Here is a 14728-nt window from a genome sequence, read left to right as displayed (position 1 = left end):
GAACATTGCCGCCCTAAAAAATTATAAAAAGCCGGATAACTGGCGATAATATTCTCAGGAGAAACTATGAAATTAAAATACCCAGCTCTGCTGGCGCTATTAAGTGCGTCCGCAGCGCAAGCAGGGGAGCTTGTAATATCTGGTGTTTTTGATGGCCCACTTCCCGGTGGACTCCCAAAAGGCATTGAATTATTTGTTACCCAAGATATTGCCGATTTAAGTACGTGCGGTGTAGGTTCGGCCAATAATGGTGACGGCACAGATAATCAGGAATTCACTTTTCCCGCTAGAGCAGCAACCGTAGGTACCTACATTTACCTCGCGTCTGAATCACCTCAATTCGCTGCTTTTTTCGGTTTTGAACCCACCTACACTAGTGGTGCTGCCAATATCAATGGCGATGATGCCATAGAGCTGTTTTGTGACGGTGCCGTGGTAGATGTGTTCGGTAATATCAACGTCGATGGAAATGGCGAACCTTGGGAATACCTAGACGGTTGGGCGTATCGTAATGTCGATACTGGGCCTGATGGCAATTCATTTGTATTAGGTAATTGGACGTTTAGTGGACCCAATGCATTTGACGGGGAAACCAACAATACAACAGCAGCCACACCATTTCCTTTAAAGGCATTTGCTGAAGAGTTGGGTGGTGGTGATACAGGCGGTGGCTCTGATGGCGGAACAGACCCGAGCAGCCCATGCTTCAACTGCCCAGAGCTAGATCCTATTGCCGATGCTAGCACTTTTGATAGCGAAAGTTACTATGCAGCAGTTACCGCAGAAATAAACGCAAACTCGCCTGCAGCAACGATTAAAGGCGCAATTACCAATGCTATTACGCAAGGGCAAAAGAATTTAACGTATTCAGAAGTGTGGAGCGCATTAACTCACACAGATGAAGATCCTAATAACCCTGATAACGTCATCCTTTGGTACAAAGGTACGTCAATCGCGAAAAGCAGCAACGGCAGCGGCTCACAAAGCAGTGATCCTGACAACTGGAATCGTGAACATAGCTGGGCAAAAAGCCATGGGTTTCCCAATGAATCCCAAGAAGCTTATACCGATATTCATCACCTTCGACCCACTGATATTTCGGTTAATTCATCTCGTGGCAATTTAGATTTCGATAATAGCGATAGTCCTTTATCAGAGGCTCCTAGCAATCGTGTTGACGATGATTCGTTTGAACCACGCGATGCAGTGAAAGGCGATGTTGCGCGCATGATGTTCTACATGGACACGCGTTACGAAGGTTTTGGTGATTCGACACCCGACCTTGTTTTGGTCGATCGCTTAACCTCAACCGGTGATGCAGAATTAGGGCGTTTGTGTCGCTTAGTGGAGTGGCATAATGCTGATCCGGTAGATGCCACTGAACAATCTCGTAACAACACGATTTACGAGTACCAAGGTAACCGTAATCCGTTTATCGACCACCCTGAGTGGGTTGATATTTTATATCAAACACCAGCATGTGGTACCGACGGCGGTGATACTGGTGGTGAAGACGATGGCGACACGGGTGGTAACACTGGCGGTGACACCGGCGGCTCGGCCACTGCAGGTGATATTGTCATCTCAGGTGTGATTGATGGACCTCTTTCTGGTGGCACACCTAAAGCTATTGAGTTCTTTGTACGTAACGATATTGCTGATTTAAGCACATGTGGTTTTGGCTCTGCTAACAACGGCGGAGGCTCTGACGGCCAAGAATATACGTTCTCTGGCTCTGCAGCAGCAGGTGATTTTATTTATATCGCCTCCGAAGGCAGTAATTTCGATGCTTATTTTGGATTTTCTCCAACGGGTATTGCTGGCGCTGCAGGAATAAACGGTGATGATGCTATTGAATTATTTTGTGACGGAGAAGTCGTTGACGTATTCGGTGATATCAATACAGACGGCACCGGTGAACCATGGGACCATGTCGATGGTTGGGCATATCGCGTTGCTAGTACAGGACCTGACGGCTCAACCTTCACGCTTAGCAATTGGGTGTTCAGTGGTGCTAATGCACTAGATGGGGAAGCAACGAATGCCACTGCGGCTAGTCAATTTCCAATCGGTTCGTACACCAGTAAAGAAGTCCTTTTAATATCTGGCGTATTTGATGGCCCGCTATCGGGCGGAACGCCAAAAGCGATTGAATTCTATGCGGTAACCGACATACAAGATTTAAGCGTATTTGGTTTTGGTTCTGCAAATAACGGTGGTGGAACAGACGGTCAAGAATATGCGTTTTCTGGCTCTGCCTCTGCCGGTGAATATTTCTATGTCGCCACGGAAAAGCCAGGTTTTAATGCTTACTTTGGTTTTGATCCAGCATTCACTTCAGGTGCGGCGGGTATTAATGGTGATGACGCCATTGAATTGTTCCACGAGGGTGAAGTGGTTGACGTGTTCGGAGATATCAATGTCGATGGCACTGGCCAACCTTGGGATTACTTAGATGGTTGGGCTTACCGTGTGGCTGATTCAGGCCCAGATGGCGCTACCTTCGTGTTGGCTAACTGGACATTTAGCGGCACCAATGCACTTGATGGTTCAAGCAATAATGCGACTGCGTCAACCCCTTTCCCTCTTGGTAGCTTTGCTGGCAGCGGAAATAACGGCGGTGGCGACAATGGCGGTGGTGATGGTGAAACACCTCTACTAGGTATGTGTGCAGAACCAGCTACCTTGATTAGCGCAATCCAAGGTACAACGGATATTTCGCCAGTTGTGGGTGAAACCCATATCATTGAAGGCGTCGTAACTGCTAGCTTCCCAAATCTTAGTGGCTACTTTGTACAAGAAGAAGACAGTGACCAAGATGCAGACAGTGCCACATCAGAAGGTATTTTTGTTTATAGCCCATCATTAGCATTACCCGAAGCCGGAAAAGTGGTGCGCGTTTTAGGTGAAGTAGCGGAAGCATTTAACAAAACGCAACTTGTTGTGTCCGAGATTAACCCTGACTGTGGAACTGGTTCAGTTACAGCCACTGCACTAACGTTACCGTTTGATTCTGTTGACGCAATGGAAGCACTAGAGGGCATGTTAGTTGCCAGTTCTGGTGAGTTGACAGTGACCGACACATACAGTCTTGGGAGATACGGTGAGGTCTTATTGTCTAACGGGCGTTTGTTTATTCCTACCAACCTGTATACCGCTGGTAGTTCTGAAGCCATTGCGCTAGCGGCTCAGAATGAGCTGAATCAGATTACGTTAGATGATGGTGTAAATGGCCAAAACCCAGACGTCGTTGTTTATCCTGCTGGTGGTTTGTCTGCCAGTAATCCGCTTCGTGGCGGTGACACGGTCACTGCTTTAACAGGCGTAATGGATTTTAGTTTCAGTCTGTATCGAGTCATACCGGTTGAACAGCCGACTATTGTGGCAAGCAACCCAAGAACTGATGCGCCTGATCTTGAATTAGGTAACCTCAAAGTGGCAAGCTTGAACGTATTGAATTACTTCAACACGTTAGATGTCAGTCCGAATGTGTGCGGCCCTTCTAATCTAGAATGTCGTGGTGCTGATAGCGAAGTAGAGCTTGAGCGTCAACGCGCTAAAACCTTAGCGGCTTTGCTTGCTATGGATGCCGATATTGTAGGTTTGATGGAAGTCGAGAATAACGGATTTGGTGCAAACAGCGCAGTTGGAGATTTGGTTTCTGGTTTAAACGATGTATTGGGTGCTAACACCTATGCAGCAGTTGATGCAGGTAGCTCTGTCGGCACTGATGCGATAACCGTTGCGTTAATATACAAACCTGCCGTGGTTTCAATCGTTGGACAACCGGCCATATTAGACAGCAGTAATTCTATATCTGATGATGATGGTCCTTTATTCCTAGACACCAAGAATCGCCCAGCGTTAAATCAAAAGTTTGCTTTAGTTGCAAACAACGAAGAGCTGGTTGTCAGCGTAAATCATTTCAAATCTAAAGGGTCAAGTTGTGGCGCTGGCGATGACGATACAACGACTGGGCAAGGTAACTGTAACCTGACTCGTACGAGAGCCGCTGAAGCATTAACGACGTTCTTGGCAGAGCAGTTTGCTGAAACACCTACCTTGATTATTGGTGATTTGAATTCTTATGCGATGGAAGAGCCTATACTTAAAATTTTGCAGCAGGGTTACACTAATCTTGCCAATAAATTTGGTGGCGATGAAGCATATTCTTACTCATTTGGTGGTGAATTTGGTTACCTCGACCATGCACTAGCCAGCGCAGCATTAGTTGATAAGGTTGTTGATACTACTGAATGGCACATCAATGCTGATGAACCCATAGTGTTCGACTATAACGTTGAGTTTAAGTCTGATCAGCAGCTGATTGATTACTATGCGCCTGACGCGTATCGGATGTCGGATCACGACCCAGTGGTGATTTCGCTACTATTAGAATCAGAGGTGCAAGTAGTAGAGGGTGACTACGACGGTGATGGTGATGTGGATATGATGGATATTCGTGCACTAACAAGAGCGATTCAACTTCGTCAAACTATAGACAACAGCTTCGATTTTAACGAAGATGGGCAAGTAAGTTATACAGATGTAAGATTATTGCAACGTATGTGTACTCGCACACGTTGCGCTATTTAATGAGTTGTACCGTTAACAAACAGTAGGAAAAATAAAAATGAAAAAAGTACTTTTATTAGTTTGTACAATGTTTTTTGGCACCGCTAACGCCAATATGATCAATATCGACTTGGACAATGTAAACCCGTCAGTGGGGGATACAGTGACTGTTAATATCAACTTGACTGGCGTCACCGAAGATTTTACAGCCTTCTTCACAGGCGTGAATTATGACAGCAGCCTATTTGCATTTGTAGATGGTAGCGCTAGCTCTGATTTCCCACTTTTTGATTTGTTTACATTAAGTGGGCTGGATGTTGACACAACGGCTCCAGGGCTTGTTTCCACTAACCTTTACGAAGACTTCTTCGCTCCGGTAGTTTATGGTGCTGGCGATTATTTAGTAGCTAGCTTTGAGTTGCTGGCTATTGGTGCTGGCCAATCTTCATTTTCGTTGGCTCCTACAACCTTGTTTGCACCAAACTTCGGTCCAGAAACAGCTTTAGACACAAGCGCATCGGGTACTAGTATTGCCGTACCGGCACCTGGCGCAATGGCCTTTATGGGCTTAGCGGTTTTAGGCTTGTTTGGTGTTCGCCGCAAAGCGTAAATGTCATCAGAAAATTGAGACCTACCACTGAGAGTGAAGGGTTTTAATTTACATGAAGTAATATTGAAAGGCGGTTAATCCTAGATTAACCGCCTTTTTTGTGACTCACTATTCCAATGCTTATCTAAATAAACATAACCCGCTACTTCGCTCGACCTCTCACTCTTTCAGTACAAACAACGAGATATTCTTGGGCTGCAAACATGGCAATACAATTGGTCAGTTTTAAATACTGCCATATTCGAATTACGCGGTTGCAATTGCGTTATATGTAAGTTAAAAATAAGCTAACACCCCCTTCGGGTAAACTACTGTTGTGGCCAAGATATGCAAAATATTAAGGCATTTTATTTATCCGTCATTTCGAAGTAAAACATCTAATAACAAGGTTATAAACTAACCCATCAGGGAAACGGAGATAAGATGAAAAATACACTGTCCATCGCTGTATCCGCTGCATTGATGTCAATGTCAGCGCACTCTGCCGGAGAGTTAGCAGACGGAGTATCAAAGTTTGATATTTCGCCAACTGAACTCAAAGGTGCAAGTCCAGCGTCAGTCAATAAAAACAAAAATCAAAAACCTATCGCAAATCGTATTGCACAACGGTTCGTCTTTGAGAAAGACATAGAAAATAAACCCTATGTTTATATCGTTAGATTAACTGACAAACCCGTAGCCACCTATGATGGTGGAATTAAAGACCTTAAAGCCACCAACCCAAAAGCGACAAAATCGAGTACCGCAAGAACGCAGGCACCTCAGAAGGCGCCGAAAATTGATGTTGAGTCCCCTGAAGTTAAAGCGTATGTGTCTTACCTTAAAGAGGCACAAGCTACCTTTATTACTCGCGCGTCAAGGGAGACAAGAGATTTACGTGTCGTTGACACCTTCAAGTACAGCGTGAACGGTGTTGCCGTGCGCGTTACTCCTGACGAAGCAGAGGCTCTATCTAAATTACCTGGTGTAGAACGAGTTGAGCGTGAAGCAACCTATAAAATGGATACGGACACCGGTCCGGTAAAGATCGGAGCACCGGAAGTGTGGGACGGTACAGTAACGAATAGCGGTGTGGGCGCGCTAGGTGAAGGTATCGTTATTGCTACGGTCGATTCCGGTGTGAATACCGATAGTCGCTCATTTGCCGACGTAGGTGATGACGGATACGATCATACCAACCCTCGAGGGGCAGGTGTATATGTCGGCGATTGTGCCGAAAACTTCCCAGAAATGTGTAATGACAAACTGATTGGGGTGCGCAGCTACACTCGGATCACAGATGATTATGGGGATACCAATGTTTTCCCACCGAATTTACCACGTAATGGTGAAGATTATAGCGGACATGGCTCGCACACCGCAGGGACATTTGCTGGCAACATATTGCTAGATGTGCCTGTCCTTACGCCCGGTGAAGGCGAAGAAAGTGACGGTATCCCAGGTGAGTTTGAATTTGGTCAAATATCGGGTGTTGCGCCTCACGCTAACATCATTGCCTATCAAATTTGTTACCCCGGGCGCTCTGATGCAGGAGATACCTATGGTGATTGTCCTGGTGCAGCTATCTTAGCGGGTATTGATGATGCAATTGAAGATGGTGTCGATATTATCAACTACTCCATCAGTGGTGGTGGATTCCCTTGGAGCAGTGACGTCGATATGGCGTTTTTGTCAGCCAGAAACGCGGGTATTTTTGTGGCGACTTCTGCAGGTAACTCAGGCCCCGATGCGGAAACGACGTCTAAGCACGCCCCTTGGTATACCGCAGTTGCGGCTTCAACCCACGGTCGTGAAATAGATTACGCCAAAGAGATAGGCGATTTTACTGGCGGTGATACTGAATTAGGTACGCTAACCGGTAACAGTAATTCTGGTGGGATCACAGCATCCATCGTTTATGCGGGTGATTATAGTAATGCGAACGATCCCGATGGCGATCCAGCACAGTGTTTACAACCATTTCCTGATGGTACCTTCAGCGGAGAAATAGTGCTTTGTGATAGAGGTGCGATAGCGCGAGTCGCAAAAGCACAGAATGTCGCCGCTGGCGGTGCAGATGGATTTGTTTTAGGTAACTTAATTGGCGGTGGCAGCACAGTCGATAATGACGCTTATGTTATCCCAGGTATTCACATTAATGCCGAAAAAGCGGACATGTTACGCAGTTGGCTAGCAAGTGGCGAAGGGCACATGGCTACCATTACCGCTTCTGCGGGTGAGTTAATTTTAAGTGAAGGGGATGATATTGCTGATTTCTCCTCTAGAGGGCCTAACCCTTCCATTAGTACCATTACGCCACAAGTAGCAGCGCCTGGCGTTAGCATTTATGCCGCTTCAGCGGATCAAATGTTTGGTCACGATGGTCATGTGGCTGATCCAAGCGATTTTGCTTTCTTAAGTGGTACGTCAATGGCAAGCCCACATGTAGCAGGCGCAGCAGCATTGTTGATGGAAGCAAATCCTAGTTGGTCGCCTGATAATGTACGCTCTGCATTGATGATGACCGCAACCACCAATATGCGTAAAGAAGATGGCGTTACTCCTGCAGATTGGTTTGATATGGGCTCTGGTCGTATCCAGGTCAATTTAGCCAATCAAACCGGTCTCATAATGGATGAGTCTGGTGCTAATTACTTAGCGGCCAATCCAAATGATGGTGGTGATCCACGCACGCTTAACATTCCCAGTATGGCGGATGATAACTGTGTTGGGGCATGTCGTTGGACAAGAACGTTTACCGCTACCAAAGACGGCTCTTGGACTGTTGCTGGAGTAGGCATATCTGATGGTGTGAGTGTCACAGTTAGTCCTGAATCGTTTGATATCCTAGCGGGTCAAAGTCAGCAAATTACAGTAACAGCATCAGCAAGTGAAAGTGGTCAAGACTTCTTGTTTGGTCAAGTGAATCTTACTTCTGATAGCTCGCCTGATTTACATTTGCCTGTGGCTGTAATTGCTACAACGAGTAATATTCCAGATACCATGAATATTTCAGCTGATCGAGATGCAGATACGCGTGTCCTTTCAGATATATTAGCGGTGGAAATCAATGACTTTACGGCGCGTTCTTATGGACTGACTAAAGCGACAAATACCGTCGCAAGCATTTTAGGAGATAGCAATAACAGTAGTGCCCTAGATGATTTAAATGACGGTGTTCACGTTATTTCTATGACGGTTCCTGAAGGCGCTAAATATTTGGTCGGTGAGATAACCGCATCTGAATCGCCAGATTTAGATTTGTTCGTAGTAAGAGATGTGAATGAAAATGGTATTCCAGAATCGAATGAGGTTGTAGGTTCAAGTGCGTCTGGTACGGCTTTGGAGAAAGTAGGCCTTATTGAACCTGAATCTGGTACGTATTGGTTCGTTATTCAAAACTGGAGCGCTTCAGCAGCTGGTGCAAGTGATGAGTTTACGATTGCTACGGCATTAGTGGATGGAGACGATGGTGACAACCTAACAGTAGATGCTCCTTCTTCTATCCCTGCGATTACCCCGTTCGATATTCGCGTTGGCTGGGACATTGAAGCTGTAGAAGGTGACAAATACTATGGTGCGTTTGATGTTGGTTCTAGTTCTGAATCTGCAGGTAACTTCGGTCTTGTTGTTGTGGAGTTAGATAGGATCGTTGATGACGTACAAGTTTTAGGCGGCTCAGATGACGTACTGGTGGCTGGTGATGTTATCGACTATGCCATACAAATAGGACCGAACTTTACACGTGATGATCGTCTATATGATATTTCGTTAGCCTTACCGGCAGGTGTAGAATTAGTTGAAGGCTCTTTGCTTGACGGCACAGTGGCTGATGACGGATCTCTAACATGGAATGTGGTTCAAGAATCCATTAAAGGACAAACGGCGTCTTATACTGCTTCTACTAATGCAAATAATCCATTGTGTGCGAACCCTAACTTTGGCCAAGGTTCTGGTTATATTGACCTAGCCGGATTTGGTCTTGGGTTCTCGGGTGCTGACGGTGATACCACAACGGCAAACTTTAGTGTGCCAGCGTCATTCCTTGGTCAACTGTACGACTCAATTAGTGTGACAGATGACGGATTCATCACGCTTACGGGAGACGCAGGCTCAACGCCTTGGGTTAATCAATTGATGCCAGATGACAATGCTCCGAACGGTGTTGTAGCTCCATTTTGGCGTGACATGATACTTGATGTTGCTAATGGATCGGGTATCACTGTCGCGACGGCCGGATCAGCTGTCACTATAGTCGAGTGGGATGATATGCGTCCTTTCTCTGGCGATGCAGATGTTCTTGATTTCCAAGTTGTCTTTATGAATGAAGCTGTGGGTGACCAACCTAGCATCGTATTTACTTATGATAATGTGTCTCATGTTACACCTGATACCTCAGGGACATCGATTGGTTTTGAATCAGTAGATGGACAGACAGGATTGACCACTCACTACGTGGGAGCTAGTGAGCCTATTGGTGATATAGGAACTGATATTGTGTCCGGTTCACAACTTTGTTTCACATTACAAGATCCTGATAACACTCAACTTCTAACATTTAGCTTAGTTGTTACTGAAGATAATGCTGGTGGTCCAATCGAACTGTTCGCAACCTCTTCTTTACCAGCCAATGTTGGTACCAAAGCGGAAAATAGCGAGATTAATGCGAATGCCGTTGTTGCAGTGAAAGGAGATTGGGATGGTGATGGCGACGTGGATATGATGGATATACGTGCTTTAACAAGAGCGATTCAGCTTCGTCAGGATATCGACATGAGTTTCGATTTCAATGATGATGGTCAAGTCACTTATACGGATGTTAGATTACTCCAACGTATGTGTACCCGTTCACGGTGTGCTGTTGAATAATTAGTTGATATTAAGTTTAATTTACGGCTCAGATTAGAGAGTTGTAAACTCAGAATAAAGGCGTTCATCTAGAGCGCCTTTTTTTGTGCCTGCAAATTAGTTGTCAGTCGCGATTAATCGGCAGTGTTATCTCATGGATTAATGGTGGCCGAATGTTCGTTAAAGGGCATGTTTTGCGTACTTTTGGTGCGTTCCCGAATACTAAAATGCGGTGAAATACCGTAGTTTTCAGTTCAATAACTTGCGCGTTAAAAAAGTGTAAGAAAGCGTAAATGTTACTAAGTAAGTACAACAATTTAACGTACTATCGAGCCAAATTGCGGCTTTAGTCGTAGAAAGCATACACTCAGAATTTAACACATAAAAAGGTTTCTCCATGTCCAAAGGAATTTCATTTTCACCCATTCTAATTGCGCTGATTTTGGCGAGTGGGTTACTTGTTTACTTGTATTTGCCTACTGACGTAGAGGAGCAACGGCAGAAGCCGAGTGCGACTCCTGTGACTGCATATACTATGGTGAAAGAAAAGTTTCCTGTGACAGTTGAAGCGCTAGGAACTGCGAATGCAAACGAATCAGTTATGTTGACGGCGCAAAAGTCAGACATTGTGCAAAGTATAGAGTTTGACGATGGGGATTTGGTTAAGAAAGGTCAGCTACTTATTAAGTTGAGCGATCGTGAAGAAAGAGCGCGATTAAATGAGCTCGACATTAATTTACAAGAAGCGAAACGCCAGTTAAAGCGTATCGACAACTTAGCACAAAAAAGCGTTGCTTCTGCCCAGCTACTAGATGAACAGGAAGCGAATGTAAAAGCCCTCAAAGCACAATTAGAAGTAGCCAAGGCACAGTTAGAAGAACTAGAGTTACGTGCGCCGTTCAGCGGCTTACTAGGTGTGCGTCAAGTAAGCTTAGGGGCCTTGGTGATGCCTGGGGATTTAATTGCAACATTAGATGATTTACATGTTATCAAAATGGACTTTACTATCGCTGAGTCGCATTTACCCAGTGTACGCAAAGGTCAGCAGGTGTCGGCGACATCAGTAGCATACCCAGGAGAAACATTTGAAGGTGAAATCTCCAGTATTGCGTCCCGTGTGGACCCTGTTACTCGCGCAATCCAAATTCGCGCAATTATCGATAACAAAGAGCTAAAGCTTCGCCCTGGCATGTTATTGCAAATTCATCTTGAAAAAGAAATTCTCGAGACGCTGACAATACCAGAAGGTGCTTTAGTCCCTATTGAAGACAAGCAATTTGTGTTTGTGATTGAAGATAATAAAGTGACTCGTAAGGAAGTTAAAGTGGGCTTGCGAAAACCTGGTATTGCACAGATAACGTCTGGTTTGCAGGAAGGCGAGCAGGTTGTGATTCAAGGTGCACTTCGTCTGCGCGAAGGCTCGGATGTTAATGTGCTGTCTATGCACGCATCTCAAGGGTAAATGTAATGTTGTTATCTGATATCTCCATTAAACGCCCGGTATTTGCTTCGGTCGTCAATTTACTTTTAGTTGTGTTTGGTATTGTTGCTGTGACGTTCCTGTCATTGCGGGAGTATCCAGATGTTGACCCTCCCATTGTATCAATTAATACAACCTACACTGGCGCATCAGCAGCCATCATAGAAAGCCGGATCACCCAATTACTAGAAGACCGTATCAGTGGTATAGAAGGGATTAAAAATATTGAATCGACCAGCAGAAACGGCCGTTCTTCAATCGATGTGGAATTTAATCTTTCCAGAGACATTGACGCTGCTTCTAACGATGTGCGTGAGCGAGTAAGCCGAGCGCTTAACAACCTGCCGGATCAGGCAGATCCTCCCGAGGTATCAAAATCAACCTCAGATGATGACGTCATTGTTTGGTACAACCTGCGCAGTGACAACATGAGTGTTATGGAGCTAACCGACTACGCCGACCGTTACTTGGTAGACCGATTATCGGTGGCCGAGGGGGTGGCAAACGTACGTTTAGGGGGCGGCCGTAGTTACGCCATGAAAGTCTGGCTTAATCGTAATGCTATGGCGGCTAGAGGCATTACTGTTGCAGATATAGAGCAGGTCATTCAGGCTGAAAATGTGGAGCTTCCCGCCGGGGAAGTGCAGTCGGATCAACGAGATTTTGATGTGCGTGTTGCACGCAGTTATTTAAGTCCGGATGATTTCTCAAAACTTCCAGTTAAAGCAGGCGCTGACGGATATCTTATTCGTTTAGGTGAAGTGGCTACTGTTGAGCTAGGCGCAGAAGACGACGAAACAGAGTTTCGTGGTAATGGCGTGAATATGATTGGCTTAGGTATTACCAAGCAATCGAAAGCCAATACCTTAGAGGTAGCAAGAGCTGCAAAAGAAGCGATAGATGAAATTCAGCAGACCTTGCCGGATAATATTTTCATTGTACCGAGTTATGACTCCTCAGTGTTTATTGAAGCCTCAATAAACGAAGTATATGAAACGCTAGCCATTGCGATGTTGATGGTGGTGTTAGTTATTTATATTTTCCTTGGCAATATCCGTGCGACGATCATCCCTGCGGTGACAGTACCTGTGTCATTAGTCGCCGCGTTCACCGTGATGTACGCCCTAGGCTTTTCTATTAACTTATTAACGCTTCTGGCATTAGTGTTAGCCATTGGGTTGGTGGTGGATGATGCCATTGTAGTACTTGAGAATATTTCACGTCGTATAGAGTTAGGTGAGCCGCCGTTATTAGCTGCCTATCGCGGAGCACGTGAGGTCGGGTTTGCTGTTATAGCAACAACATTAGTGTTGATCGCGGTGTTCGTACCCTTAGTATTTTTACAAGGAAATATAGGTCGGTTATTTACCGAGTTCGCTTTGGCAATAGCTGCTGCAGTGGCATTTTCAAGTGTCACTGCATTAACGCTGATACCTATGTTGAGCTCTAAACTGTTAACAAAAACCGAAAGTTCTACAGGGTTAAATGCGTGGATGAACAGGTCGTTCACCAAGTTTGAAGGCAGCTACTTTAAGGTGCTTGGCAAAACCATTCATCAACCTATTCTAATGGCGTTACTTATTCTGGTGAGTGTTGTTGGTTTGTTACGATTGGTAGAGATATTACCTAGTGAATTTGTACCTAAAGAAGACCGGGGCAATTTCTTTATACAGATCCAAGCGGCAGAGGGCGCAAGCTTTAAAGAAAATAGTAGAAGCATGAAAAAGGTAGAAGAGATCATTCTGCCGTATTTAGACACGGGAGAAGCAACGCGAGTACTCGTTCGATTACCAGGCTTTGGCAGCAGTGCAGGCATCGCAATTGTAGGCACCCCAATAGGGGATGACAAAAAACGCTCTACATTTGATTTGATGGATGAAATCAGTCAAAAGTTGTCTGTTATTCCTGATGTGCGAGCGTTCGCTATCATGCGCTCAAGTCTAGGCGGGCGCGGTGTTGGACGCCCAGTACAGTTTGTACTTCAAGGGAACACCTATGAAGAGTTGGTTGAGTGGCGGGATAAGCTTCTGTCAATTGCCCGACAAAACCCTAACTTGCTGCGGTTAGATTCAGACTACAAAGAAACGTTGCCGCAACTATTGATTAATATCGATACCGAGCGTGCAGCAGATTTAGGGGTATCGGTGAGCGATATTGGTACTACGTTAGAAACGATGTTAGGCCAACGCCGTGTGTCGACCTTTCTGGATCGTGGCCAAGAATACGATGTGATCTTAGAAGGTCGCCGTGAGGACTATCGCAGCCCACAAAGTATTGATAATTTGTATGTGCGCTCATTTAGAACCGGCGAACTGATCCCAATGGATAACCTACTGAAAGTGGAGGAGCGAGCAACGTCTTCACGCTTAAATCGCTACAATCGCATGCGCAGTATTACAATTGATGCGAACCTAGCAGACGGTTACACGGTGGGTGAAGCACTAGCTTACCTCAACAATATTGTTGATACCGAATTACCAGAGGGTGTGTCGGTAGATTACAAAGGAGAGTCTCAACTTTATCAGGAGTCGGGTAACTCGATTATTTTTATCTTCCTAATGGCGTTGGTAATCGTTTATTTGATCCTTGCGGCTCAATTTGAAAGTTGGGTGCATCCGTTAGTTATCATGCTCACTGTGCCATTGGCGTTAGTAGGGGCCTTTATCGGATTATATTTTGCGGGAATGACGCTGAATATATACAGCCAAATCGGCTTAGTGATGTTAATTGGGCTTGCGGCCAAAAACGGCATTCTGATTGTAGAGTTTGCCAATCAACTACGTGATGCTGGTGCTGAGTTTGAATTAGCCCTTAAACGCGCCGCCATGTTGCGCCTGCGGCCTATCGTGATGACCAGTTTCACTACTATCTTTAGTTCATTACCACTGGTGTTTGCAAGTGGTGCTGGCTCCGAAAGCAGAACGGTTATCGGTATGGTGATTTTCGCTGGAGTACTTGTATCAACGCTACTGACCTTGTTTGTGGTTCCCACTGCTTACTATTGGTTAGCACGTAACACTGGCTCGCCGCTGGCTATCACTCACAAGCTAGAGAAACTCGAAGATGAAATTCCTTACGTTAAGGGGGATGATTTCTAACTTAGAGTTATTATGTAAAAGCGGCATGAGTGACAACACCCATGCCGCTTTTTTGTGTTCCATCAACAGAGCATTGGATTTTTTTAACTCTTGAAGAGTGACTACTTATTAACGTGGTGTGGACCTATTCTGTAGCGA

5 protein-coding genes are annotated in these 14728 nt (G+C 45.3%); all 5 read left to right on the top strand.

The window, feature by feature from the left end:
• Positions 1-66: 66 nt before the first annotated feature.
• The 5 genes from GMES_RS04165 to GMES_RS04145 all read left to right on the top strand — a co-directional run bounded on the left by GMES_RS04165 (position 67) and on the right by GMES_RS04145 (position 14590).
• Positions 67-4596, top strand: coding sequence for an ExeM/NucH family extracellular endonuclease (locus GMES_RS04165; protein ID WP_006991327.1), 4530 nt, complete (start codon positions 67-69; stop codon positions 4594-4596).
• A 37-nt stretch (positions 4597-4633) separates the two neighbouring features.
• Positions 4634-5185, top strand: coding sequence for a cohesin domain-containing protein (locus tag GMES_RS04160; RefSeq protein WP_006991326.1), 552 nt, complete (start codon positions 4634-4636; stop codon positions 5183-5185).
• Between the two features lie 423 nt (positions 5186-5608).
• A complete protein-coding gene (locus tag GMES_RS04155; protein ID WP_006991325.1) occupies positions 5609-10033 on the top strand; it encodes a S8 family serine peptidase in 4425 nt (1474 codons plus the stop codon).
• A gap of 376 nt (positions 10034-10409) precedes the next feature.
• Entirely contained in the window at positions 10410-11474 is a 1065-nt protein-coding gene (locus GMES_RS04150) for an efflux RND transporter periplasmic adaptor subunit (RefSeq protein ID WP_006991324.1), read from the top strand.
• A gap of 5 nt (positions 11475-11479) precedes the next feature.
• Positions 11480-14590 carry an efflux RND transporter permease subunit gene (locus GMES_RS04145; protein WP_006991323.1) on the top strand — a complete coding sequence of 1037 codons (3111 nt, stop codon included), beginning with the start codon at positions 11480-11482 and terminating at the stop codon, positions 14588-14590.
• Positions 14591-14728: the final 138 nt, after the last annotated feature.

Origin of the sequence: Paraglaciecola mesophila KMM 241 (assembly GCF_000315015.1) — a bacterium.
GTDB classification, from domain to species: Bacteria; Pseudomonadota; Gammaproteobacteria; order Enterobacterales; family Alteromonadaceae; genus Paraglaciecola; species Paraglaciecola mesophila.
Note: the sequence above shows the minus strand (reverse complement) of the source record. Positions and strands in the feature narration are given on the sequence as shown.